Source organism: Halalkaliarchaeum sp. AArc-GB (assembly GCF_031432225.1).
Classification (GTDB): domain Archaea; phylum Halobacteriota; class Halobacteria; order Halobacteriales; family Haloferacaceae; genus Halalkaliarchaeum.
The window spans coordinates 52,402-77,509 of sequence record NZ_JAVKGM010000004.1 but is presented as its reverse complement, the minus strand read 5'-3'; the positions used below and the strand labels follow the sequence as shown (position 1 = coordinate 77,509).

The 25,108-nt window shown below is 65.8% G+C and carries 26 protein-coding genes; 16 read left to right on the top strand and 10 right to left on the bottom strand.

Annotated features, from left to right (window positions below; genetic code table 11):
• Positions 1-71 precede the first annotated feature (71 nt).
• The 10 genes from ahaH (at position 72) to RH858_RS06115 (ending at position 9,303) form a co-directional block, all read left to right on the top strand.
• On the top strand, positions 72-404 hold the full coding sequence (gene ahaH, locus RH858_RS06160; RefSeq protein WP_259534475.1) for an ATP synthase archaeal subunit H: 333 nt from the start codon (positions 72-74) through the stop codon (positions 402-404).
• A complete protein-coding gene (locus tag RH858_RS06155; protein ID WP_259534476.1) occupies positions 391-2,484 on the top strand; it encodes a V-type ATP synthase subunit I in 2,094 nt (697 codons plus the stop codon). The genes ahaH and RH858_RS06155 overlap by 14 nt, the downstream gene beginning before the upstream one ends.
• Before the next feature lie 280 nt (positions 2,485-2,764).
• Positions 2,765-3,043 (top strand): hypothetical protein, encoded by a 279-nt coding sequence (locus tag RH858_RS06150; RefSeq protein ID WP_259534477.1) that lies wholly within the window; start codon positions 2,765-2,767, stop codon positions 3,041-3,043.
• Positions 3,044-3,061: 18 nt separating this feature from the next.
• Positions 3,062-3,640 (top strand): V-type ATP synthase subunit E, encoded by a 579-nt coding sequence (locus tag RH858_RS06145; RefSeq protein WP_259534478.1) that lies wholly within the window; start codon positions 3,062-3,064, stop codon positions 3,638-3,640.
• Positions 3,637-4,683, top strand: a complete 1,047-nt coding sequence (locus tag RH858_RS06140; RefSeq protein WP_259534479.1) for a V-type ATP synthase subunit C — start codon at positions 3,637-3,639, stop codon at positions 4,681-4,683. Before RH858_RS06145 ends, RH858_RS06140 begins: the two co-directional genes overlap by 4 nt.
• Positions 4,680-5,006 carry a V-type ATP synthase subunit F gene (locus RH858_RS06135; RefSeq protein ID WP_259534480.1) on the top strand — a complete coding sequence of 109 codons (327 nt, stop codon included), beginning with the start codon at positions 4,680-4,682 and terminating at the stop codon, positions 5,004-5,006. The genes RH858_RS06140 and RH858_RS06135 overlap by 4 nt, the downstream gene beginning before the upstream one ends.
• A gap of 2 nt (positions 5,007-5,008) precedes the next feature.
• Entirely contained in the window at positions 5,009-6,769 is a 1,761-nt protein-coding gene (locus tag RH858_RS06130) for an ATP synthase subunit A (protein ID WP_259534481.1), read from the top strand.
• A gap of 3 nt (positions 6,770-6,772) precedes the next feature.
• On the top strand, positions 6,773-8,197 hold the full coding sequence (locus RH858_RS06125; protein WP_310561355.1) for an ATP synthase subunit B: 1,425 nt from the start codon (positions 6,773-6,775) through the stop codon (positions 8,195-8,197).
• Positions 8,198-8,203: 6 nt separating this feature from the next.
• Entirely contained in the window at positions 8,204-8,905 is a 702-nt protein-coding gene (locus RH858_RS06120) for a V-type ATP synthase subunit D (protein WP_310561354.1), read from the top strand.
• The gene (locus tag RH858_RS06115; protein WP_310561353.1) at positions 8,905-9,303 is read left to right on the top strand and encodes a DUF6276 family protein; all 399 of its coding nucleotides are present in this window, start codon (positions 8,905-8,907) and stop codon (positions 9,301-9,303) included. The genes RH858_RS06120 and RH858_RS06115 overlap by 1 nt, the downstream gene beginning before the upstream one ends.
• 18 nt (positions 9,304-9,321) lie before the next feature.
• Here the strand turns inward: RH858_RS06115 and argF are convergent, their stop codons facing one another.
• From argF to upp, 10 genes are all read right to left on the bottom strand, one after another.
• On the bottom strand, positions 9,322-10,275 hold the full coding sequence (gene argF, locus RH858_RS06110) for an ornithine carbamoyltransferase (RefSeq protein ID WP_310561352.1): 954 nt from the start codon (positions 10,273-10,275) through the stop codon (positions 9,322-9,324).
• Between the two features lie 19 nt (positions 10,276-10,294).
• Positions 10,295-11,485 (bottom strand): [LysW]-lysine hydrolase, encoded by a 1,191-nt coding sequence (locus RH858_RS06105; protein ID WP_310561351.1) that lies wholly within the window; start codon positions 11,483-11,485, stop codon positions 10,295-10,297.
• Positions 11,485-12,621: an aminotransferase class III-fold pyridoxal phosphate-dependent enzyme gene (locus RH858_RS06100; RefSeq protein WP_259534487.1), complete on the bottom strand. Its 1,137-nt coding sequence runs from the start codon at positions 12,619-12,621 to the stop codon at positions 11,485-11,487. Before RH858_RS06100 ends, RH858_RS06105 begins: the two co-directional genes overlap by 1 nt.
• Before the next feature lies 1 nt (position 12,622).
• On the bottom strand, positions 12,623-13,576 hold the full coding sequence (locus RH858_RS06095; protein WP_259534488.1) for an acetylglutamate/acetylaminoadipate kinase: 954 nt from the start codon (positions 13,574-13,576) through the stop codon (positions 12,623-12,625).
• On the bottom strand, positions 13,573-14,622 hold the full coding sequence (argC, locus tag RH858_RS06090; protein WP_259534489.1) for an N-acetyl-gamma-glutamyl-phosphate reductase: 1,050 nt from the start codon (positions 14,620-14,622) through the stop codon (positions 13,573-13,575). Before argC ends, RH858_RS06095 begins: the two co-directional genes overlap by 4 nt.
• The gene (gene lysX, locus RH858_RS06085) at positions 14,619-15,545 is read right to left on the bottom strand and encodes a lysine biosynthesis protein LysX (protein WP_259536488.1); all 927 of its coding nucleotides are present in this window, start codon (positions 15,543-15,545) and stop codon (positions 14,619-14,621) included. The genes argC and lysX overlap by 4 nt, the downstream gene beginning before the upstream one ends.
• A gap of 2 nt (positions 15,546-15,547) precedes the next feature.
• A complete protein-coding gene (gene lysW, locus RH858_RS06080; protein ID WP_259534490.1) occupies positions 15,548-15,718 on the bottom strand; it encodes a lysine biosynthesis protein LysW in 171 nt (56 codons plus the stop codon).
• 237 nt (positions 15,719-15,955) lie between these two features.
• Positions 15,956-17,425, bottom strand: a complete 1,470-nt coding sequence (gene argH, locus RH858_RS06075; RefSeq protein ID WP_310561350.1) for an argininosuccinate lyase — start codon at positions 17,423-17,425, stop codon at positions 15,956-15,958.
• 1 nt (position 17,426) lies between these two features.
• Positions 17,427-18,713, bottom strand: a complete 1,287-nt coding sequence (locus RH858_RS06070) for an argininosuccinate synthase (protein WP_310561349.1) — start codon at positions 18,711-18,713, stop codon at positions 17,427-17,429.
• 327 nt (positions 18,714-19,040) lie between these two features.
• On the bottom strand, positions 19,041-19,718 hold the full coding sequence (gene upp, locus RH858_RS06065) for a uracil phosphoribosyltransferase (RefSeq protein ID WP_259534493.1): 678 nt from the start codon (positions 19,716-19,718) through the stop codon (positions 19,041-19,043).
• A 130-nt stretch (positions 19,719-19,848) separates the two neighbouring features.
• Between upp and pyrG the strand changes: the two genes are divergently transcribed.
• The 6 genes from pyrG to RH858_RS06035 all read left to right on the top strand — a co-directional run bounded on the left by pyrG (position 19,849) and on the right by RH858_RS06035 (position 25,038).
• The gene (gene pyrG / locus RH858_RS06060; protein ID WP_259534494.1) at positions 19,849-21,549 is read left to right on the top strand and encodes a CTP synthase (glutamine hydrolyzing); all 1,701 of its coding nucleotides are present in this window, start codon (positions 19,849-19,851) and stop codon (positions 21,547-21,549) included.
• Positions 21,549-22,466 carry a glutamine-hydrolyzing GMP synthase gene (guaA, locus tag RH858_RS06055; protein WP_259534495.1) on the top strand — a complete coding sequence of 306 codons (918 nt, stop codon included), beginning with the start codon at positions 21,549-21,551 and terminating at the stop codon, positions 22,464-22,466. The genes pyrG and guaA overlap by 1 nt, the downstream gene beginning before the upstream one ends.
• Before the next feature lie 27 nt (positions 22,467-22,493).
• Positions 22,494-22,859 carry a CTP synthetase gene (locus RH858_RS06050; RefSeq protein ID WP_259534496.1) on the top strand — a complete coding sequence of 122 codons (366 nt, stop codon included), beginning with the start codon at positions 22,494-22,496 and terminating at the stop codon, positions 22,857-22,859.
• A gap of 192 nt (positions 22,860-23,051) precedes the next feature.
• Positions 23,052-23,579 carry a hypothetical protein gene (locus RH858_RS06045; protein ID WP_310561348.1) on the top strand — a complete coding sequence of 176 codons (528 nt, stop codon included), beginning with the start codon at positions 23,052-23,054 and terminating at the stop codon, positions 23,577-23,579.
• A gap of 3 nt (positions 23,580-23,582) precedes the next feature.
• Positions 23,583-24,311: a DUF4382 domain-containing protein gene (locus tag RH858_RS06040; protein WP_310561347.1), complete on the top strand. Its 729-nt coding sequence runs from the start codon at positions 23,583-23,585 to the stop codon at positions 24,309-24,311.
• Between the two features lie 79 nt (positions 24,312-24,390).
• Positions 24,391-25,038: a class I SAM-dependent methyltransferase gene (locus tag RH858_RS06035; RefSeq protein WP_310561346.1), complete on the top strand. Its 648-nt coding sequence runs from the start codon at positions 24,391-24,393 to the stop codon at positions 25,036-25,038.
• The last annotated feature ends 70 nt before the right edge of the window (positions 25,039-25,108 follow it).

Sequence of the window (25,108 nt, the reverse complement as noted above, 5' to 3'; positions counted from 1 at the left end):
CCGCTTCCGGACGGTACGTCCCGGTTTCGCAAACACCTTATACGCCGATTTGCATGATGTACACGACGAATATGGCGAGACCCGAAGTTCTCGAACGAGTGAAAGCCGCCGAGCGCGAGGCCGACCAGATCGTCGAGGAGGCCAGCGCCGAAGCCGACAAGATCATCGAGGAGGCCCGAAGCGAGGCCGACCGAATCCGGAGTGAGGCACAACAGGAGGCCGAGGAGGCGGCCCAGACGCGACTCGAGGAGGCCCGCGAGGAGATCGAAACCGAACGGGAAGAGATCCTCGAGTCGGGCGGGGAAGATCGGGCCGAACTCGAAGAGCGAGCACGCGACCGGTTCGACGAGGTTGTCGACCTCGCGCTGGAACGGTTCGAGGAGGCGGTATATGCTCAGACCTGAGCGGATGAGCAAGGTCTCGGTGACGGGATCCAAGCGGGTACTGGACGACGTCATCGAGGCCGTACACGACCTCAACCTGCTCCACATCAGCGAGTACGACGGCTCCTGGGAGGGGTTCTCCCCAGGCAATCCGATCGACGGGGCCGAGGAGACGTCCGAAAAGCTGGTGACCGTTCGCGCTCTCGAGAGCGTTCTCGATCTCGATCCCGAGGACGCCGGCGTGCGAAAAGCCCTCTCGGACGACGACATCGAGGCGGAACTCGAGGAGGTCCGCGAGCGGGTAAACGAACTCGACGACAGGCGGGAGGAACTGAAAGACGAGCTCCGGGAGATCGACGAGGAGATCGACGCGATGGAGCCGTTCGCCGACCTGGGTATCGAACTGGACCTGCTGTCGGGCTACGACACCCTCGCGGTGGCGGTCGGGCTCGGCAAACCCAAGGACGTCGAGGAAGCGCTCTCGGGGGCGGAGTCGATCGGTCCGTTCGAGCTGTTTTCCGGCGACCGGACGGTCGCCGTGTTCGCCCGGTCGGAGACGGACTCGGAGGACCCGATCGCGGACGCGCTCGTCGGCATCGACTTCCAGCCGATCGACGTCCCGGCAGCCGAGGGGAGTCCCGAGGATTACGTCCGTGAGCTCCGCTCGCGACGGCGCCAGCTCGACTCGAAGCTCGACAACGTCGAAAGCGAACTCGAGGTCGTAAAGCGGGAAGCGGCAGACTTCCTGCTCGCAGCCGAAGAGGAACTCTCGATCGACGCACAGAAGCGCGACGCACCGCTTTCGTTTGCGACGACCGCCAACGCGTTCGTCGCCGAGGGATGGATCCCGACCGAGCGCTACGAGGAGTTCGAGGGGGCCATCCGCGATGCGGTCGGCGACCACGCGGAAGTCGAGGAGATCGAGCGGGCGGCGTTTACTCCCGACGGCGATCACCACAACGAAGCAGTCGGCGAGGCTGCGGCCGACGGTGGCTACGAGACGAGCAGCGAGAAACCGCCGGTCGTTCAGGACAACCCGACGATCGCCTCGCCGTTCGAGACCCTCGTCAATGCGGTTTCCCGGCCGAAGTACTCGGAGTTCGATCCGACGTTGCTGGTGTTTCTCACGTTCCCGCTGATGTTCGGGTTCATGATCTCGGACATCGGCTACGGAATCCTCTACGTCGCGATGGGCTACTACTTCTGGAAGACGTACGACACGGCCGGGATGAAAAACGTCGGCGCTGTCGCGATGTGGGCCGGCGCCTTCACGATCTTCTTCGGGTTCCCCTTCGGCGGGGACGTCTTCGGTCACCACCTCCTGGACACGGAGATGGCGAAAGGCGTCGCTCCAGGCTACACGAGCTGGGCCCAGGCCTGGCTGGTCGTGACAGTGCTGTTCGGGGTGCTCCACCTCAACATCGGCTACGTGCTGTCGTTCGTGAGTACGATCCAGCACCACGACCTCAAACATGCCATGTACGAGGCCGGCTCGTGGCTGCTCCTGCTGAACGGCCTGTGGGTGTGGGTGTTCAGTTCCCACTACTACGAGGCCAAACCGGAGATCCTGTTTGCGGCGTTCGAGACGACGCTCGGGATACAGACGCAGGGGCTCCCCGAGATCGTCGGCCTCCTCGGCCTCGTTGCCGTGGTCGTCGGCGCAGTACTGCTCGCCGTCGGCGAGCCTCAGGAACTGCCCGAGGTGCTGTCGCCGCTCGTGAACGCGGTCTCCTACACGCGGATGACTGCTGTGCTCCTCGCGAAAGGTGGGATGGCGGTCGCCGCGAACCTGCTCGCGTTCGGCGCCTACATCGAGGACGGCAGCTTCGTCTTCATGTTCACTCCCTCGAACCTCGCTGAGGCGCAGGCAGCCGGCCAGGACATCGTCTTCGCAGGGCTGACGACGCAGGGTGCCGTCGGCATCGTCGGTGGCATCCTGGTGGCGATCCTGGGTCACATCGTCGTGTTGATGCTCGGAATCACTGCCGCCGGCATTCAGGGGATCCGTCTCGAATACGTCGAGTTCTTCAACAAGTTCTACGAGGGCGGCGGCCGGAAGTACGATCCGTTCGGCTACGTCCGCCGGTTCACGAGAGGCTGACTGCCGTTCGTCGGCTCTTTCCCTCGACTGTTTCCAGTTCGTCGGCTCTTTCCCTCGACTGTTTCGACAGCCGATTCCCTGGCGACCACGTTCGCTTCGGTCGATTTCTCCCTTTTCAAAACCCGTCACTCCTGTGCACGCACTTTACACATTCGATCTCGGAGAAAACAGCCGGTTCGGGCCCTGCGACGAACGTCTTTGGGAAGCTTTATGGCACTTCTGGCAGCAATAAGTTACTGTTCGGAGAGCGGCGAACACTACTCGAAGTGGATTGATACAAATGATCGAAATCGCACACGAACTCGGAAATTTCGTACTGCAGAACGGTGCTGAGACTGGCGGATGGGACCCGGAGGCTGCCCAACACCTCGCGAGCGCGGCGGCGGCGATCGCCGTCGGCCTCGCCGCGCTCGGATCGGGATACGCCGAACGTGGCATCGGTGCCGCCGCGGTCGGCGCAATGGCCGAAGACGAGGACTTGTTCGTCCGTGGCCTGATTCTGACAGTCATCCCGGAAACGCTCGTCATCCTCGCGCTGGTCGTCGTGTTCCTGGTCTAACCGACCTACCTTTCACAAATGAGTCTGGACACTGTCGTTGAGGACATTCGAGAGGAAGCCCGCGCGCGTGCGGACGAACTCATCGAGGACGCCGAGGCGGAGGCCGAGGAGATCGTCTCCAGTGCCGAGGAGGACGCCGAGCGCATCCGACAGGAGCGAAAGGCGGAGGTCGAGCGCACGATCGAGCAGGAGCGCGACCGATCGCTCTCGAGCGCCAAACTCGAGGCGAAACAGGAACGGCTCGAGGCTCGTCGCGACCTCCTCTCGGAGGTCCGGGAGGAGACTGAAGGTGCGCTGACTGAACTGGACGGTGACCGTCGCGAGGAGCTCACCGAGGCGCTGCTGGAGTCGGCTCTCGCCGAGTTCGACGACGAAACCGTCGTCGTTCGCGGCCGCGAGGAGGACGGCGAGCTGCTCGAGGCGCTGTTGTCGGACGTCGAGGACGCCAGCGTGGGCGACGCCTACGACTGTCTGGGCGGCGTCGTCGTCGAGGGCGAGGGCTCGCGGGTGAAAGTGAACAATACGTTCGACTCGCTGCTCGAAGAGGTCTGGAACCGGCATCTCAAAGAGCTGAGCGACAAACTGTTCGAGCAATGAGCACCGCCGGGAGTTCGAACACGGAGTACGTGGTCGCCAGAGTCCGCGCCCGCCGCGGAAGCCTCTACTCCGACGAGGAGTACCGGAAGCTCATCCGCATGACGCCGGCGGAGATCGCCCGGTTCATGGAGGAGTCGACGTACAAACCCGAGATCAACGCGCTCGGGACGCGGTACTCCGGGGTCGACCTCATCGAGTACGCGCTCAACCGGAACCTGGCAAAGCAGTTTAACACCATTCTCGGCTGGGCAGAGGGTCGGCTGTACGACCTTCTGGCGCGATATCTCCGGAAGTTCGACGCCTGGAACGCCAAGACTGTACTCCGGGGAATCTACACGGACGCTTCCCGCGAGGCAATCGAGTCGGACCTCATCCGTGCCGGCGAGTTCGACGACCGGCTGATCTCCCGGCTGCTGGAAGCCGGGACGATCGAGGCTGCCGTCGACGTGCTCGAGGACACGCTGTTCGGCGATGATCTCGCCGCGGCGTTTGCCGATTACGAGGAGACCGACGTGCTGGTACCGCTCGAGAACGCGATCGATCGGGCGTACTACGACCACCTGATCGCCGACATCGGTGGCGACGAACCCACCACCCAGTACCGGGAGTTCCTCCAGGCGGAGATCGACTTCCGGAACGCCAGAAACGCCCTCCGACTCGCGCGATCGACGGCCGCCATCGACCCCGCCGAGTACTACATCGCCGGGGGGAAGCTGTTTACGGAGTCACAGCTCGCCCAGCTCGCGAACAACCTCGACGAGCTGGTCGGCTACATCCGGGAGAGCCAGTACGCTGACGAGCTGTCCGACGCACTCGGGCAGCTGGAGGAGGCCGACAGCCTCATCGCGTTCGAGCACGCCGTCGACGCCGCCCTACTGGAGTACTCGGACCGTCTCGGGTACGTGTATCCGGTGTCGATCACACCGATCGCCTCGTACATCCTCGCGAAGGAGCGCGAGGTCGAGAACATCCGTGCGATCGCCCGCGGCAAGGAAGCGGGACTGTCCGAGGAAGAGATCGAACGGGAGCTGGTGATCATATGAGCCAGGAAATCGCCGTCATCGGCAGTCCGGAGTTCACTACCGGATTCCGCCTGGCCGGCGTCAGAAAGTTCGAGAACGTCCCGGAAGAGGACAAAGACGAGCAGCTCGACGACGCGGTCGAACGGACCCTCGCGGACGACGACGTCGGCATCATCGTGATGCACGACGAGGACATGGAGCATCTCTCCCGTGGCGTCCGGGAGTCCGTCGAGACGAGCATCGAACCGACGCTTGTGACGCTGGGCGGCAGCGCCGGCAGCGGCGGACTACGAAACCAGATCAAACGCGCCATCGGCATCGATCTGATGGAGGAGGAAGACTAATCATGAGTCAAGCGACACAACAGGAGACCACCGACACCGGTGTCATCCAGCGAGTCAGCGGACCGGTCGTGGTCGCCCGCGATCTCGACGCCCGCATGAACGACGTCGTCTACGTCGGCGACGAAGGGTTGATGGGGGAAGTCATCGAGATCGAAGGCGAGACCACGACCATACAGGTGTACGAAGAGACCTCGGGCGTCAGCCCCGGCGAACCCGTCGAGAACACGGGCGAGCCGCTGACGGTCGACCTCGGTCCGGGAATGCTCGACGCCATCTACGACGGCGTCCAGCGTCCCCTGGACGTCCTCGAAGAGAAGATGGGGAGCCCATACCTCGACCGCGGGGTCGACGCCCCCGGCATCGACCTCGAGGAGACCTGGGAGTTCGAGCCCACCGTCGAGGAAGGAGAGGAAGTCGAGGCCGGTGACGTCGTCGGGATCGTCGAGGAGACGGTCACTGTCGATCACAAGGTGATGGTCCCGCCCGACTTCGAGGGCGGCGAGGTGACCGCCGTCGAGGCCGGCACCTTCACCGTCGACGAGACGGTCGTCGAACTCGACACCGGCGAGGAAGTGACGATGCACCAGGAGTGGCCGGTCCGGGAGCCGCGTCCGACCGTCGAAAAGCGGACGCCCCGGACGCCGCTGGTGTCGGGCCAGCGGATCCTCGATGGCCTGTTCCCGATCGCGAAGGGTGGGACGGCCGCGATTCCGGGACCCTTCGGGAGCGGGAAAACTGTCACCCAACATTCACTTGCCAAGTGGGCCGACGCAGACATCGTCGTGTACGTCGGCTGCGGCGAGCGCGGAAACGAGATGACCGAGGTGATCGAGGACTTCCCCGAACTGGAGGACCCGAAGACCGGCAACCCGCTGATGGCCCGAACCTCACTCATCGCCAACACCTCGAACATGCCGGTGGCGGCCCGCGAATCCTGCGTGTACACCGGGATCACGATCGCGGAGTTCTACCGCGACATGGGCTACGACGTGGCACTGATGGCCGACTCCACCTCCCGGTGGGCCGAGGCGATGCGGGAGATCTCGTCCCGTCTCGAGGAAATGCCCGGCGAGGAGGGGTATCCAGCCTATCTGGCCGCACGGCTCGCGCAGTTCTACGAGCGCGCCGGCTACTTCGAGAACGTCAACGGCACCGAGGGGTCGGTGTCGGTCATCGGCGCGGTGTCGCCGCCGGGCGGCGACTTCTCCGAGCCGGTCACCCAGAACACCCTGCGGATCGTGAAAACGTTCTGGGCGCTGGACGCCGACCTCGCCGAGCGCCGGCACTTCCCGGCGATCAACTGGAACGAGTCGTATTCGCTGTACCGCGAACAGCTGGATCCCTGGTTCACCGAGAACGTCGCCGAGGACTGGGCGGAGATCCGCCAGTGGGCGATCGACACCCTCGACGAGGAGGGCGAGCTCCAGGAGATCGTCCAGCTGGTCGGCAAGGACGCGCTGCCGGAAGACCAGCAGCTCACCCTCGAGGTGGCACGCTACCTCCGGGAGGCGTACCTCCAGCAGAACGCGTTCCACGACGTCGACACCTACTGTGAACCGACGAAGACGTACCGCATTCTCGTCGCCATCAAGGCGTTCAACGACGAGGCGTTCTCTGCCCTCGACGCTGGAGTGCCGGTCGAGGAGGTCATCGACGTCGACGCCGCACCGCGACTCAACCGAATCGCGGTCCAGGAGGAGTACGAAGAGTACGTCGACGAGCTCGTCGACGAGCTCACCGAACAGCTCCGTGCGCTCTACTGAACCATGAAAGAGTACCAGACTATCACCGAAATCAGCGGCCCGCTGGTGTTCGCCGAGGTCGACGAGGCGATCGGCTACGACGAGATCGTCGAGATCGAGACCCCACAGGGGGAGATCAAGCGGGGCCAGGTGCTGGAGTCCTCGGAGGGCCTCGTGGCCATCCAGGTGTTCGAAGGCACCTCCGGTATCGACCAGAACGCGTCCGTCCGATTCATGGGCGAGACGCTGAAGATGCCCGTCACCGAGGATCTGCTCGGTCGGGTGATGGACGGCTCGGGACAGCCGATCGACGGCGGGCCCGAGATCGTCCCCGACGAGCGGCGGGACATCGTCGGTGCGGCGATCAACCCCTACTCCCGGGAGTATCCCGAGGAGTTCATCCAGACGGGCGTATCCGCCATCGACGGGATGAACACGCTCGTTCGGGGCCAGAAGCTGCCGATCTTCTCCGGATCGGGCCTCCCGCACAACGAACTCGCGCTCCAGATCGCCCGCCAGTCGACGGTTCCCGAAGAGGACGCCGCCGCCGAGGAGGGAGAGGGGTCCGAGTTCGCAGTGATCTTCGGTGCGATGGGGATCACCCAGGAGGAGGCAAACGAGTTCATGGCCGACTTCGAGCGCACCGGCGCGCTGGAGCGGTCGGTCGTGTTCATGAACACGGCCGACGACCCCGCAGTCGAGCGGACGGTCACGCCGCGGCTGGCGCTTACGACCGCGGAGTACCTCGCGTTCGACAAGGGGTATCACGTGCTCGTGATCCTCACGGACATGACCAACTACTGTGAGGCGCTGCGGGAGATCGGCGCGGCCCGCGAAGAGGTGCCGGGTCGCCGTGGCTACCCCGGTTACATGTACACCGACCTGGCGACGCTGTACGAGCGCGCCGGCCGGATCCAGGGCCGGGAGGGTTCGGTCACCCAGATCCCGATCCTCACGATGCCGGGCGACGACGACACCCACCCGATCCCCGACCTGACGGGATACATCACCGAAGGGCAGATCTACGTCGACCGTGACCTCAACTCTCAGGGGATCCAGCCGCCGATCAACGTGCTGCCGAGCCTCTCGCGGCTGATGGACGACGGGATCGGCGAGGGACTCACCCGCGCGGATCACGCGGACGTCTCCGACCAGATGTACGCCGCGTACGCGGAGGGTGAGGACCTCCGTTCCCTGGTGAACATTGTCGGGCGCGAGGCGCTTTCCGAGCGTGACAACAAGTACCTCGACTTCGCGGACGCGTTCGAAAACGAGTTCGTCGAGCAGGGGTACCAAACGAACCGCGACATCGACGAGACGATCGATATCGGCTGGGATCTGCTGTCGGAATTCCCGAAGGAGGAGCTCAACCGGATCGACGAGGAACTCATCGAACAGCACTACCGCGAGGACGAGACCGACCGCCAGGTCGTCGAGGCGGCGGAGTAACCACCCATGGCCGAGGACGTCAAACCGACGCGCAAGAACCTCATGGCGATTGAGGACCGAATCGAGCTCTCCGAGCGCGGCCACGACACGCTCGAGCAGAAGCGCGACGGACTCATCATGGAGTTTATGGACATCCTCGATCAGGCCAAGGACGTCCGGTCGCAGCTCGACGCCGACTACGAGGCCGCCCAGCGGAAGATCAACATGGCCCGGGCCATGGAGGGCGACGTCGCGGTCCGCGGTGCGGCGGCGGCGCTGAAGGAGCATCCCGAGATCACGACCCAGTCGAAGAACATCATGGGGGTGGTCGTCCCCCAGATCGAGTCCACCAAGGTCCGGAAGAACCTCGAAGAGCGCGGCTACGGGCTACTCGGCTCGTCGGCACGGATCGACGAGACCGCCGACGCCTACGAGCAGCTTCTGGAGACGATTATCCTCGCGGCCGAGGTCGAGACGGCGATGAAGAAGATGCTCGAGGAGATCGAGACCACGAAGCGTCGCGTCAACGCCCTCGAGTTCAAACTGTTGCCCGAACTGTACGACAACAAGGAGTACATCGAGCAGAAGCTCGAGGAACAGGAACGCGAGGAGATCTTCCGGCTCAAGAAGATCAAAGCGAAAAAAGAGGAGGAGGAAGCCGAGGAGAAGGCCGAGGCCGCAGCGAACGCCGAGACGGCCCGCCTCGAGCAGGCCGAATCCGAGCGGTAATGACGCCTGTGCCCTGTCCCCGGTGTGAGGCGCCGACCGTCGCGTTCGCCGTCCCAGCATCGCTTCGCGAGCACGTGGACGGTGCGTCGTCGGCGTCGATCTGTACCGACTGTCTGTTGCTCGAGCCACTGGACGACACCGACAGGTCTGGCGCGTTGGGACCCGTCGAATTCGACCCGCTGCCGTTTCCGGACGGCGAGGGCGGGGCCGCAGCAGCGCTCGCGGTCGGCCTGCTCGACTCGCTTGCGCTCAACCGTCCGGCGATCGAGGCCTGCCTCGAGTACGCCGAACGTGACGGTGTAGACGTATTCCTCGCGCTCGATCGGCTCGCCGAGGGCGGCGTGAACCCGCCGTTCGATCCGGCCAGACGAAAAGCGCAACTCGAAAACCTGCTCTAGTTTCGCGGGCGAGGACCGTCACCTCGCAAGCAGTTCGACGAGAAGCGCCTTCTGTGCGTGGAGCCTGTTTTCCGCCTGGTCCCACACCAGCACCCGATCCGACTCCATCACCGCGTCGGTGATCTCCTCGCCGCGGTGGGCCGGCAGACAGTGCATCACCTTTGCGTCGGTGCCTGCAAGCAGTTCATCGTTCACCTGAAAACCGTCGAAGGCGGCGAGCTTCTTTTCGCGTTCGTCCTCCTGGCCCATGCTCACCCACACGTCCGTGTAGACGACGTCTGCGCCGTCGACCGCATCCCCGGGATCCGTTGTCACGGCCGGTGCCGCCCCGAGTTCGCCGGCGCGTTCGATCACCTGCTTCTCCATCGCGTACGCCGGCGGCGTCGCGACCGTCACGTCGATCCCCGCCATCGCCGCCCCGAGGACGAACGACTGGCCGACGTTGTTTCCGTCGCCGATCCACGCGACCGAGACGTCGTCGCCGAACTGCTCGCGCAGCGTGAGCAGGTCGGCGAGCGTCTGGCACGGATGTGCCTCGTCGGTGAGGCCGTTTATCACCGGACAGTCGGCGTACTCCGCGAGCGTCACCACGTCCTCGTGATCGAACACCCGTGCCATCACGGCGTCGACGTACCGTCCCAGCACCCGCGCGGTGTCCCGGAGCGGCTCCCCGTGCCCCAGCTGGATGTCGTCGGGACCGAGGAACATCGCGTGGCCGCCCAGCTGCGTCATCCCGGTTTCGAAGGAGACTCGCGTTCGCGTGCTGGGCTTTTCGAACAGCATCCCGAGGGTGGCGTCCGCCAGCCGCGTTCCGTCTTCGCCGGCCTTCATCGCGGCGGCTCGCTCGAGGACTCGCTGTAGTTCCGCCGACGAGAGGTCGTCGATGTCGACGAAGTCGGTCGCCTCGATCCCGGAGGGGGCTCCCTCCGACGCTTCTCCGGCCGTGCTGTCGGGGTCTTCTTGATCGGTCATCGTCTGTCTCTCGTTCGGGTCAGTCGTCGTCCGATACGCACCGTTTACACACCGCAGTCAACACGCGCACGCTCCGGTCGAACTCCGAAAGCGACAGGTGTTCGTCGGGGGCGTGATCCAGCGCCGAGTCGCCGGGGCCGTACGTCACCATCGGGCGGTCCCAGGCGTCGGCGTAGAGGTTGACGTCGCTGGTGCCGGTCTTCCGCAACAGCCGCGGATCGCCACCCTCGCCGCGGATCGCCACCCGGAAGGCCCGGGCCAGCTCCCCCCGTGGATCACTCATGGTCGGCGGGATCGGCTCCTTCCAGGAGACGGTCCCGCCGTCGAGCTCCGCCTCGGCGCGCTCCCGAACCGCCTCTACAGTGCTCGAGGGAGGGACGCGAAGCTGGACGTCGACGGTCGCCTCCACCGAGAGGCCGTCGGCCGAGAGCCCGCCGTCGAAGCCGACGGGCTTTGTCGTCACCTGCTCGAAAACCGGCGTCCACTCGTCGGGGTCGAACGCCGCCTCGATCCGGTTCCACCACGCGATCGCGTCCTGGATGGCGTTCGGTTCCGGCCGGGAGGTGTGGCCGGACTCGCTCGTGGTGACGTACGTTCCGGACAGAAAGCCCCGGTAGCCGAGTGTAATGCCGTCCCAGCCGGAGGGCTCGCCGTTGATCACCGCCTCCGGGGGGGAGCGGTCCTCGACGAGGTAGCGGGCACCCCGGGAGTCGGTCTCCTCGCCGACGACGCCGACGAACGAGGCGCCGGTACGGACGGCCGCGACAGCCATCGCGGCGAGCGGTCCCGTCGCGTCGACGCTCCCTCGCCCCCACAGTTCGTGGTCGTTTCCCCCGTCGACAACGTCACCGTCGCCACCGTCGTCATCGACGGCAGCCTCGTCACCGCTATCACCGCCGGCTTCCGTCTCCGCGGTCCGGATCTCGACGGGCACCTCGCCCGGGACGGTGTCGACGTGGGAGGTAAGGAGCACGGCGTCGTTCCCGGGAGCCCGGACGTTGCCGACGTCGTCGAGAAACACCTCCCGATCGTTTGCCTCGAAGAAGGCGGCGAGCCGTTCGGCCGCTACCTGCTCGTCACCGGAGGGCGACGGGATCGACACCAGATCGTACAGTAGGCCCCGTCCGACCGTGTTCAGGGCAGTGTGGTGGCGTTCGTCGCTGGCTTCGGGTATGTCAGTCACGTTCTCGGCGCTTTCGGAGACACTCATCACGAGAGAACCTCCGTGACGGCGTCGACGACCCGGTCGGCGTGGGACTGTTCGACGACGAGCGGCGGCAGGAACCGAACGACCGTCCGACCGGCCGGCAGCGCGAGCACCTGCTGGTCGATCGCGAGATCCCGGAGCACGCGGTTCGCCCCGCGTTTCACCTCGATTCCGACGAGCAGTCCATTGCCGCGCACGTCACGTACTGGAAGGTCGTGTTTCTCGGCGGCCGCCTCAAGTTCTTCCCGGAAGTACGTCCCGATCTCGCCGGCGTGAGACGGGAGGTCCGCCTCGACGATTGTCTCCAGGGTCGCGTTTGCGGCCGCACACACGACCGGGCCGCCGGAGAACGTCGAACCGTGGTCGCCGGCGTCCTCGGCGATCCAGTCGGCACACAGCGTCGCCGCCGCGGGGAGCCCGTTTGCCAGTCCTTTCGCCGTCGTGAGCATGTCCGGGACGACGCCCGCGGCCTCGCAGGCCCACAGCGTTCCCGTCCGACCGAGGCCGGTCTGGATCTCGTCGAAGACGAGCGCTGCCCCCGCCTCCGTGGTGATCTCGCGGGCACTCTCGAGATAGCTTCGGGAGGCGGGGTGGATCCCGCCTTCCCCCTGGACGGGTTCGAGAAACAGCGCCGCCGTTTCCTCGTCTACGGCCGACTCGAGAGCCTCGGCGTCGCCGTACTCGACGAACTCGATCCCGCCGGCGAGCGGTTCGAACGGTGCCTTGTACTTCTGTTTCCAGGTCATCGCGAGCGCTCCCATCGTCCGGCCGTGGAACGCCCGCTTCGTGGCGACGATCTTCCCACGGCCGGTCGCGCTCCGAGCGAACTTCATGGCCGCCTCGTTGGCCTCGGTGCCGGAATTGCACAGCCAGACGTTCGAGAGGTCGCCCGGCGCGACAGTCGCCAGCCGATCGTACAGTTCCGTCCGGACCTCGACTGGATACGACGCCTGGACGTACGTCAGCGTCGCGGCCTGTGTCTGGATCGCGTCCACAACCGCGGGATGGGAGTGCCCCAGCGGCGTCACCGCATACGAGGCGCCGAAGTCGAGGTAGTCGGTGCCGTCTGCGGATTGTAAGTACACGCCGTCTCCCGATTCGATCCGGATGGGCTTTTCCGAGAAGACGAACCCGCTCATCTCACGCCTCCGTCTCCGACTTCGTCTCGGGTTCGGCGTCCGCGTCGGCTTCGGACGTAGGGTCGACGCCGAGTACGCCCGGGTCGATCCGGGTGCCGGCCCCGCCGAGCGCGGCGACGACCGGGTCACGGAGGTTGGCGTCCGACACCGTCACGCCGGCGGCGCCTCCCTCCAGGGCCTCGACTGCGGCCATCACCTTCTTCGTCATGAACCCCTCGGCTGCGGACTCGAGCGCTTCGAGTTCCGCAGGCGAGGCAACCGACCCGATCAGCGTCTCCGGATCCTCCGGATCCGCGTATATTCCGTCGACGTCGGTCAAAAGCACCAGTTCGGCGCCGATTTCGGCGGCGATCGCCCCCGCGGCGCGGTCGGCGTCGGTGTTGACGGGCGTGACTCCGCCGTCGGACTCCTCGCCGGCCATCGGCGGGGAGACGACCGGGACGTAGCCCGCCTCCAACAGCAGCGACAACAGCTCGCCGTTGACCGACTCGAGCTTTCCGGAGTGCTCGCCGCGTTTGATCTTCTTCTTGCCGTTCTCGCGCACTCGGACCGCCGACTTGCGCGGGCCCGAAAGGAGCCCCCCGTCCACGCCCGAGAGCCCGACGGCGTCGACGCCGGACTCCTGCAGGAGCGCAACCAGGTCCGTGTTGAGTTTGCCGGGCAACACCATCGAGAACACGTCCATCGTCTCGGCGTCGGTAAACCGTCCGGAGACGCCCGAGGGCGTCTCGACGTAGGTCGGTTCCTTGCCGAGCCGTTCCAGCGTGTCGTCGACTGCCGTCGAACCGCCGTGGACGACGACTACCTCGCGCGCGTTGGCGACGAGGTGGGCAACGTCGCCGACCGCCCCGGCTGGATCGACGGCCTTCGCGCCGCCGATCTTCACGACGACGGGTGCCTCTCCGTCCGTCGACTCCGATACCTCTCCCTGTGTGGATGGTTCGTCCTCGTTCATGGCGATCCCACGGGGTGAAGTCCCCGGAACTCCAGGCCGGCGGTCTCCTCGAACCCGAGAGCGACGTTGGCAGCGTGGACTGCCTGTCCGGCAGATCCTTTCATCATGTTGTCGATCGCAGAGAACGTCACGACCCGGCCGTTTCCGGGATCGAGTTCGAAGCCGACCTCCGCGTGGTTCGTTCCGGCGACGGCCTTGGGCTCCGGATAGCGATACACGCCTGAGCCGCCGGCGACGAGCCGGACGAACGGTTCCTCCTCGTACGCCTCGCGGTAGGCCGACCAGAGGTCGCCCTTCGAGACCGGCTCCGGGAAGACGTGACCCGTCGCCGACGCGCCCCGAACCATGTCCACCGCGTGAACCGTGAAGGCGACATCGAGACCGAGGAATTCCTCGATCTCGGCCTCGTGGCGGTGGCCCGTCGGAGCGTACGGCCGCACGACCCCGGACCGCTCGGGATGGGAGGAGGCGACGCCTCCACCCGCCCCGCCCTCCGAGGAACCGACTTTCACGTCGACGACGATCCGATCGTCCTCGCCGAGCAGTCCGGCGTCGACGAGCGGTTGCAACCCGAGGATCGTCGCCGTCGCGTTGCACCCCCCCGAAGCGATCAGGTCGGCGCCAGGGAGCTGCTCCCTGGTGAGTTCAGGCAGGGCGTACACCGCCCTGTCGAGGTACTCCGGCGCGTCGTGGCCGTCGTACCACTCCTCGTACGCCTCGACGGTGTTCAACCGGAAGTCCGCCGAGAGATCGACGACAGTGTCTGCGGCCTCGAAGAACTCGTCGATCCGGCCCATCGACACGCCGTGGGGCGTCGCCGCGAACAGGATGTCGACGCTCTCGAGGTCCGTCGGGTCGGTAAACCGCAGATCGAGCCCCCGGAGGTTCGGGTGGACTGCACCGACCGTCTTGCGGTCGTACGAGCGGGAGGTCGCCTGCACGATCTCGAAGCCTGGATGGCCCGAAAGCAGGCGGAGCAGCTCCCCGCCCGTAAACCCGGAGCCACCGACGACAGCGGCGGTGAGTGCGTCGTGTGCCTCGCTCATACGGCCGATACCTCTGTGTCGCCGGCGTCGACTTCGCCGCCGGAGCCTTCCGTTCTCTCGGCGGCTGCGTCGGCTTTCGTCTCGAGCCAGTCGACGACCGCCGCGGGCACGTCGACATCGACGGTCTCGTTCAGCGCCTTGAACTCCACCGTGTGGTTCACCTCGTGGACCGTGTATTCGCCGGACTTTGCGCCGCCGACCTCCATCAGGTCGACGCCGAGCAACCCGCCGCCGACGGCGTCGCTGGCCCGCTCGACGAGATCCAGCGCCGTCTCGTCGAGCTCGAACGCCGCGGTATCGCTGCCTTTCGCGGCGTTCGTGAGCCAGTGGTCCGACGTCCGGGTCATCGCCGCGATCGGTTCGCCGTCGGCCGCGAGCACGCGCACGTCACGACCCGGTTTATCGACGAACTCCTGGACGTAGAACACCTTGTGCTCGTAGTGGCCCAGCGTCGCCTTGTGCTCGAGAATCGCCTCGGCGGCCGACCGGGAGTCGACCTTCGCCATCAGGCGCCCCCACGAGCCGACGACCGGCTTGAGCACGCACGGATAGCCGAACTTCTCGATCGTCTCGAGGGCGGCGTCTGTCGTGAACGCTACCTCGGTCTCGGGCGTGGGGACGTCCGCGTTCGACAGCGCGAGGGAATTTTTCACCTTGTTCGCGCAGACGTCGGCTGTCTCCGGGCCGTTGACCACCGGGACACCGTAGCTGTCGAGGAACCGGGTTGCATACAGCGACCGGCTCGTCGCGAGACAGCGATCGACGACGAGATCGAGCCCGTCGACGGGCGCAGAGGTCTCTTCGAGCCCGAACTGGTGTTTCCGAACGTCGATCTTCTCTACCTCGTGGCCGCGGTCGCGCAGCTCCGAGAGGAGTAATTTCTCGTCCTTGCGGATCCGGGAGTAGAGGATGCCGAACTGCAATTTCACTCCCCCCAGTCCTCTTCGAGCTCCGGGGCTCGGTCGAGGACTGGCGGGTTGACGTCGAGTACCTCCAGCTCCGCACCGCAGGTGTCACAGTCGAGTATCTCTCCAGCCTCCAGGTCGTCGTACAGGGTCACGTCGGCCCCGCATTCGACGCATTCTGCCTGGCTCATGTGTGTAGATGATGCTATGGGGGAGAACCTACATAAGGGTTGCGAAAATAAAGTAATTCTTACAATTTCCCAAGCCCGGAGCTAAGCGCCAATTAGCTGCAAACCGCCGCCGTTAGAAATCCAGTGTCAGATTCCGTTAGTGTATTGTTGTCCCCTCGCGGGGACGGCGGCGGAATCGGAACGCCGACGGGTCGTCGCGCTCGTCGGGATCGGACGTCGTCTCTTCGGGATCGTCGCTCACACATAGGTCGCTACCTCCGTTGCCAGCGTTTCTCTCGCGGTTTCGATCCGATCGCGGCGCTCGCGTGCCGCGGCTTCGTCGTCGCCAATCGCCTCCGTCGCCGTCGCGATCGCGGCGGTCACTTCGGGTTCGGCGGGACCGCCCACGGAGTCGCGGCTCGCGACGCTTTCGGCGGGATCGAGCGCGGCCTTGACCTCCTCGCGGCTCACGTGGGCAAACAGCGACTCCCCGGTCACCTCTTCGGCGACTGCGTCAATGTTTGCCGCGGAGACGTCGGTTTCGAACCGTTCGGCGGCCGTCGCGACCACCTCGTGGGCTGTCCGGAACGGGACGCCCGCCATCGCAAGCAGGTCGGCAACGCCGGTCGCCGTCGAGAACCCCTCGCCCGCGGCGTCGGCAAGCGCCGTCTCGTCCCACGACGCGGTGGCGACCGCGCCCCCGGCGACGTCGGTCGCGTCGACCACCGCGTCGACCGCGTCGAAGGCGTGGGGGTGAACGCGCTGGAGATCGCGGTTGTACGCCCGGGGGAGCCCTTTCAGGCTCGACAGCGTCGCCGTGGCGGCGCCGACGGCGTCGCCTGCGACGCCCCGAACGAGTTCCAGCGTGTCGGGGTTTTTCTTCTGGGGCATGATCGAAGAGGTCGACGCGTAGTCGTCGTCGAGTTCGAGGAATCCCCGATTCGAGAACAGCACCAGATCTTCTGCAAGTCCCGAGAGCGTGACTGCATGGGTTGCGAGCGCTCCCGTCGCTTCAGCGAGGAAGTCGCGGGCGGAGGCGGCGTCCATCGAGTTGCGGACGATCCCGTCGAAGCCCAGCAGAGCTGCGGTCCGGTCGCGGTCGACCTCAAAGGGCGTCCCCGCGAACGCGGCGGCGCCCAGTGGCGAGCGGTTCGTCCGGTCGTACGCGTCCAGCAGCCGGGCGGTGTCGCGCGCGACCGCCGACTCGTAGGACAGCAGGTAGTGGCCGACGGTCGTCGGCTGGGCCGGCTGGAGGTGGGTGTACCCGGGCATCACCGTCCCGGTGTGATCGGCTGCGGTGGAACACAGCGCCTCCCGGAGCGCGATCGTCGCGTCGATCGCGTCCAGCAGGTCCGAACGCAGCCGATACCGGATGCACGTCGCCACCTCGTCGTTGCGCGAGCGGGCGGTGTGCATCTTCCCGCCGTCGGGACCGATCCGGTCGATGACGGCGGTTTCGATCGCCTCGTGGACGTCTTCGCCCGCCGGGAGTCCCTCGTGGCCCGACGCCTCGACGTCGTCGAGCGCCGCGAGGATCTCGCCTGCGGTCTCCTCTTCGACGATCCCCTGTTCGGCGAGCATCGCCACGTGGGCGCGATCGACCGCGAGGTCGGCCGCGAAGATGCGCCGGTCGGCGGCGAGACTCGAGAGGAACTCTCTTGCAGGACCGCCGCTGAAGCGGTCGCGGCGAACTGCCGTCCCATCGCGATCCTCCCCGGCTCCGGTCATGTCACTCGTGAGTGTCGTTCGATCCGTCGACGGATCCGTCGATCGTTTCGCCGGCGGTTCCGCCGCCCAGCGTGCCGCCGTCGGCGGCCAGCTCCGCTTTCGACTCGGCTACGTTCTTCGCGACCTCGTTGGCGAGCCGGCTCTGGAACCCGTGGTACTTGGCGACGCCGGTAGCGTCGCCCTGCTCGATGCCGTCGACCGTCTCGGTGTTGAAGGAGGCGGCCGACTCGGAGTACACCGCGTAGTCGCTTTTGCGACCGACTACGCGCGCCTGTCCTCCTTCGAGTTTGATCGTCACCGTGCCGGTCACCTTCGTCTGCGTCTCGTCGATGAATCCCTCCAGGGCGTTGACGAGTGGTGCGTCGACGAGTCCCTCGTAGCCCTTCTGGGCCCACTCGTTGTCGACGGTCGTTTTGAAGTCCAGTTCCTCTTTGGTCAACACCAGCTGTTCGAGTCCCGCGTGGGCGTTCAAAAGCACCGTCGCCGCGGGATGTTCGTAGTTCTCGCGCACTTTCAGACCGAGCATCCGATCTTCCATCATGTCGGTCCGGCCGACGCCGTGGGCGCCGGCGATCTCGTTGAGGTGCTCGATCAGTTCGACGGAGTCGTACTCCTCGCCGTCGACGGCGACCGGATAGCCGTCTTCGAAGGTGATCTCGAGCAGTTCGGTGTCGCCGGTCGGGGGCTGGGTCCACTCGTAGATCTCCTCGGGCGGGACGTAGCCGGGATCCTCGAGCTTGCCCCCCTCGACCGACCGGCTCCAGAGGTTCGTGTCGATCGACCAGACGCCCTCGTTGCCGCTCTCGACGGGAAGCCCCTTCTTTTCGGCGTACTCGATCTCCCACTCGCGGGTGAGCCCCAGGTCGCGAACGGGTGCGGCGACCTCCATGTCGGAGGCGCGCCACACTGCCTCGAACCGGAGCTGGTCGTTGCCCTTGCCGGTACAGCCGTGTGCGAGCGCCCCGCAGTTCTGTTCTTTCGCCACATCGAGGATCGCCTTCGCGATCACCGGGCGGGCGAGGGCGGTCCCCAGCGGGTAGCCCTGATACGTGGCGTTCGCGCGGACACTCTCGAGACACTGGTTTGCAAACTCCGCTCGCGCGTCCACGACGTAATGTTCGACCCCGAGCGCCTCGGCGGTCTCTGCGGCCTCCTCGAACTCCGCCTCGGGCTGGCCGACGTCGACCGTGACGCCGATGACTTCGTCGTATCCGTACTCCTCCTTTAGCAGCGGGACACACACCGTGGTGTCGAGTCCGCCGCTGAACGCGAGTGCCGCGCGTGTCATGTGTCTCACTCTGTGGCCTTGTGGGACTTAAATTCGTCGCTTTTGTTTGTGAAATTAAATGAAAGGGATGACTCTCGGGACGCGAAACGCGTGGAAACTGGGGAACATACGGCAGCCGACGACGGGGGTGTTTATAAGTGGCCTCAAAGGGCCGGTCGTCGTCGGGCCGGGCCGATCGGTCGGCCCGGTCGCGACGCTCGTCGCTCTCGGAGAAGGGCGGAACTGCGACGAGCGGTCGCCATCATTGGTGTGTCGTAGCGTCGGAACCGTACTAAAAGCTTTCGAGAGTCGAGCGGCGCCCCGACGTGCAGTCGATCCGGAGTGGTGTCAGGTCGTCCGGAACGCCCGATCGCCCGCGTCGCCCAGTCCGGGCACGATGAAGCCGTCCTCGTCGAGTTTCTCGTCGATCGCGACCGTGAGCAGCGTCGCCTCGTCGAACTCCTCGTCGACCCGGATGAGTCCGTCGGGAGCCGACACAGCAGAGAGCACGAACAGGTCCTCCGGGTCGTTCGCCTCCTCGAGGACGTGATCCAGCACCGCACACATCGTGCTGCCGGTCGCGAGCATCGGATCCGCCACGATCACGGTGTCGTCCTCGCTGATCTCGGGCAGCTTCACGTAGTCGATCGAGATCGGGAACTCGCCACCCTCGTCCATGCCGGCCTCCTCGTCGCGACCCGCCGAGATCACGCCCTGCTTCGCCCGGGGGAATGCTTTCAATAACCCTTCGACGAACGGCGTCGCCGCCCGGAGTACGTTGATGATCACCACGTCGTCCAGGCCTGTCACGCGCTCGCCCGTCGTCTCGGCGAGGGGGGTCTCGATGGAGACGAACTCCGTCTCCATCGCCCCGTCGATGATCTCGTAGCCGCAGATCCGACCGAGTTTGACGAGCCCCTTCCGGAACGCCACCTGTTCGGTCTCGACGCTTCGGAGCTTCGAGAGGGTGTCCTTCGCGAGCGCGTGGGTGATCAGTTTCGCGTGATCGCGGTTCTCGATGGTCATACTCCAACTGGGGTTCGGAGAGCCCTTAAAAGAGGGCGATCCCCGACGGGACGCACGCAGGCGTGGGGATCGTCGACACTCCCCCCGTCGACTCCGAAACGGTTTAGTCGAACGCTCGCGCACCGTCGGTATGCCGACGGAACCCAACACGGGGTACGATCCATCACTGGGTCGGAAGTTCGTTTTCGTCACGGGGGGCGTAATGTCGGGGCTCGGGAAGGGCATCACGGCCGCCAGCATCGGCCGACTGCTCGTCAACGCCGGTTTCGACGTCACCGCCGTGAAGATCGATCCGTATCTCAACGTCGACGCCGGAACGATGAACCCCTACCAGCACGGCGAGGTGTACGTGCTGAAAGACGGGGGTGAGGTCGACCTCGATCTGGGGAACTACGAGCGGTTCCTCGGGATCGACATGACCTCCGATCACAACGTCACCACGGGAAAGACGTACCAGCACGTGATCGAAAAGGAGCGTGCGGGCGATTACCTGGGAAAGACCGTCCAGATCATTCCCCACATCACCGACGACATCAAACGTCGCGTGCGCGAGGCCGCCGAGGGGACCGACGTCTGTCTCGTCGAGGTCGGTGGCACCGTCGGCGACATCGAGGGGATGCCGTATCTCGAGGCGCTCCGGCAGTTCGCCCACGAGGAGGACGAGGAGGACATCCTGTTTACCCACGTGACGCTGGTTCCGTACTCGAAGAACGGCGAACAGAAGACCAAGCCCACCCAACACTCCGTAAAGGAGCTGCGCTCGATCGGACTCCAGCCGGACGTGCTCGTCGGTCGATGCGACGACGAACTCGAACCGTCCACCAAGGAGAAGATCGCGCTGTTCTGTGACGTCCCCACCGACGCGGTGTTTTCGAACCCGGACGTCGAGGACATCTACCACGTCCCGCTGGTCGTCGAGGACGAAGGGCTCGACGAGTACGTGATGGAGGAGCTCGGCCTCGCAGACGAGGCGCTTCCAAAGGCGGACCGCAGCACGCAATGGCGGGAACTCGTCACGCGCGAGCGATCCGGCAGCGTCGACATCGCACTCGTCGGGAAGTACGCGCTGGAGGACGCGTACATGTCGATCCACGAGGCGCTGAAACACGCCGGCATCGAGCTCGGCGTCGAAGTGAACACCCTGTGGGTCAACGCCGACGAGATGCGGGACCACCACACCGAACGGCTGAAAGACGCCGACGGGATCGTCGTTCCCGGCGGATTCGGATCCCGCGGCACCGAGGGGAAGATCCGCGCGATCCAGTACGCCCGCGAGAACGACGTCCCGTATCTGGGGCTGTGTCTCGGTTTCCAGCTCGCGGTGATCGAGTACGCCCGCAACGTGCTCGGGCTCGAGGGCGCCCACTCTGCGGAACTCGATCCCGACACCCCGCACCCGGTGATCGACCTGTTGCCAGAGCAGTACGAGGTGGACGACCTCGGGGGAACGATGCGACTGGGCGCACACACCACCGAGATCCAGTCCGGCTCCCTCGCGGCCCACGTGTACCGCGACGACTCCTGCACCGAGCGCCACCGCCACCGCTACGAGGTGAATCCCGAGTACATCGGCGACCTGGAATCCGGCCCGCTTTCCTTTTCGGGGCGGGCGAACAACCGCATGGAGATCCTCGAGCGCGACGATCATCCCTTCTTCCTCGGGACGCAGTTCCATCCGGAGTTCCGATCGCGGCCGGACCGGGCGAGCCCGCCGTTCGTCGGACTCTTACAGGCCGTGATGGGGGAGCTCGACGCCCGAGAGGTCGTCGAAGGGGAGCGACGAGACGTGGACCGTCCTGACATCGAGCCCGACGGGGAGGTGCGTGCCTGATGGTCGACCCCGGGCCGTTCATCGAGGAGGCGATCGAGGAGATCGAAGCCGAGATCGACGACGCCAACGCCGTAATCGCGCTGTCCGGCGGCGTCGACTCGTCGGTGTCTGCGACGCTCGCCTACCGGGCGATCGGCGACCAGCTGACGCCGGTGTACGTCGACACCGGACTGATGCGGAAAGGCGAGACCGAGGAGATCCGGGAGACGTTCTCGTTCATGGATAGCCTCCGGATCGTCGACGCACAGGATCGGTTCCTGGACGCGCTCTCGGGCGTCACCGATCCCGAGGAGAAGCGGCACGTCATCGGCGAGGAGTTCATCCGTGTCCTCGAACAGGAGGCGCGGGAAGCGGGCGCGGACTACCTCGTCCAGGGGACCATCTATCCCGACCGCATCGAGTCGGAGGGCGGGATCAAATCCCACCACAACGTCGGTGGACTCCCGGACGTCGTCGACTTCGAGGGGATCGTCGAACCGGTGCGGGACCTCTACAAGGACGAGGTCCGCGAACTCGCTCGGGAGCTGGGGCTGGAATCGGTGATCGCAGAGCGGATGCCGTTCCCCGGCCCGGGACTCGCGGTTCGGGTGGTCGGCGAGGTCACCCGCGAGAAGGTCGAGGTGGCACGCGAGGCGTGTCACGTCGTCGAGGAGGAGCTGGAACCGTACGAGCCGTGGCAGGCGTTCGCCGCCGTGGTCGGCAAGGGCACCGGCGTCAAGGGAGACAACCGGGTCCACGGCTGGATCGTCGCGGTGCGGTCGGTCGACTCCCGTGACGGGATGACTGCCCAGGCGCAGGAACTCGACTGGGAGACGCTCCAGCGGATCCAGTCGCGGATCACGAGCCAGCTCGACAACGTCTCTCGAGTCGTCTACGACGTGACTCACAAACCACCCGCGACGATCGAATACGAGTGACGACGCGAGCGAAATCCAGGAAAACCCATGACATCTACTGATGCGGACGCAGGCGAACTGAACCAGACGAACGCGCGCGTGATCGTCGCCGGCCCCGACGAACACGGGCTCGCCGCCGAACTCGAGTCTCGAGGGGCGACGGTCGCCCGGATCCCCGGAATCGTCAACGGCGAAACGCTCGCGGAGGCGGGAATCGAGTCGGCGGCGATCCTGGTGTTGACGGATCTGGGGGAGGCGTCGGCGATCCCGGTCGCAAAGGAGGTCAATCCCGATCTGCGGGCGGTGTCGTACAGCCACCAGTCGCTGCCGGAGTACGCGAAGGCACAGGCGGATCTGGCCGTCGACCCCGATCTCCTTTCGCCGGACGTCGTCGCCGAGGAACTGCTCGAGTAGCTCCGTTGTCGCCTTCGGCGCGCGCAAGCCGAACGAACAGTCGGAATTCGGTCCGACTACTCGTCGTTCCGAAACTGACGGACGCATCCGACTTAATCCGGCTTAATTGGGCAGTAGGTGAGTGTAAACCTCCTGAATCCGGCTTCGCTACGTCCACGGTTCAAGTGGCTCTCTAGGAAAGGATCGATCGCAATGAACGCAAAAACGCTACTCGCGATCGCCACTGCGGTCGCGGTTCTGTTCGCCGGCCTCGGCGCGGCTGGCGCCGTCGCTGCCGACCAGTCCCCCGACCAGCCAGCCGACGAGGAACTGCCCGACACTGCCGACGACGCTGCCGACCGCGATCGCGACGGCGATCGCGCGAACGAGTCCGAACGTGATCGGGTTCGCGAACACGCAAACGAGACCGACGGCGAGTTCGGCCCACACCACGCTGACGACCGGCACGGCCCGCACTACGCCGACGAGAACACACCGGCTGTGGACGACCGGCCCGGATTCGCCGGTCCGATGTGGGGTGTTGCCGATACCGTACCGGACGACGTTCCCACGAACGTGACGCACATGCACGAGGTCATGCAGTCGTACTTCGACAACGAGGAACCGCCTTACCGGTTCGGTGAGACGATCCGTTCGATCGCCGGCGGCGAGCACCCCTGGAGCGACGACCACCCGCGGAACGACCGCGGTGACGACCACCGACACGGGAACGGACGGTAACTGATGTACGAAAGGGACCACCTACTGGATCGACGCACGTATCTGAAAGCCACCGGTGGGATCGCCGCCGTCGGCAGCGCCGGCCTCGCCGGCTGTGTCGGCGACGACGCGTCCGGGGGGGCGACCGGGACGCTCGCGACCCGAGTCACCGACCAGCCCGGCGACATCGGCGACTTCGAGTCCTGTATCGTCACGATCGAGGGCCTGTGGGTAAAACCGGCCGGTGTCGACGAGGAAGACGACGAGGGCGACGACGGGAACGACGGTGATAACGACGAAGGCAACGACGAAAACAATGACGAGGACGAGGAGGAGACTCCGGATCTGAGCGAGGCCCGGGAGTACCACGAGTTCGACGAGCCACAGGAGGCCGACCTGGTCCAGCTGCAGGACGGCGAGACCCAGCTCGTCGACGAGCAGGAGCTTGCGGCCCGCGAATACGAGTTCCTCCAGCTCGAGGTGACCGACGTCGACGGAACCCTGGCCGACGGCGGCGACGCCGACGTCTCCACGCCCGGGAACGCGCCCTTGCAGTTCAAACACCGCTTCGAGATCCGCGAAGCCCAGCGAACCGTCTTCACCGCCGACTTCACGCCGGTCCGGCGCGGCGCGACCGGAAGCTACCTCCTCCAGCCCGTCGCACAGGGAACGACAGTAGAGTACGAGGACGTCGAAGACGAAGAGGACGACTCGGACGGCGATGCCGACGGCGACGCGGACGACGACCAGTGATCCCCCTTCGGCCCTCCGTTCGACCTCCAGACGACCGTTAATCGGGCGTATTATCCCGACGCGGCGCGCCGTTTCGTCCGTGACCGACGACCGCGACCGATGGAACGAACGGTACAGGGACGACGAGTTCGAGCTCCCCGACGATCCCGTTCCCGAGCTGGCCCGCCGGATCGACACGCTGCCCGACGGCCGGGCGCTCGACGTGGCGACGGGGAGCGGTCGGAACGCGCTGTTTCTCGCCGAACACGGGTACGACGTCGAGGCGGTCGACGTTTCCGACGAGGCGCTCGCGCAGGCGCGTGCTCGTGCCGACGAACTCGACCTCGAGATCGACTGGATCCGCGCCGACGTCACCGATCCCGAGGGGGCGTTCCAGCTCGAACCCCGGGCGTACGACCTGATCGTCGTGAGCTTCTTTTATTCCCCCGAGCTGCTGCCGGAGCTCAAGGAAGCACTCGCGCCCGGAGGCGTGCTGGTGTACGAACACCACCTGCGGTCGAGCGATCCCGTCGAGGTCGGCCCCTCCGACGACCGGGTTCGGTTCAGGTCGAACGACCTGCTCCGGTCGTGCCTCGACTTGACGGTGCTTCACTACGCGGAGGCGACACGACACGGGAAGGAGGACGGCAGGCCGTCGACGATCGCGACTGTCGTCGCCCGCAAGTCCTGCGGCGGTGCCCAGTCGTACCCCGCCGAGCGCGACATGCGGGACGCCCCCCGGGAGTAGTCGCCGGCGGACGGGAGCAACAAAAAGACGAAAGGAAGGCTTTACCGGCCTGACGGCGTACGGGCCGTCA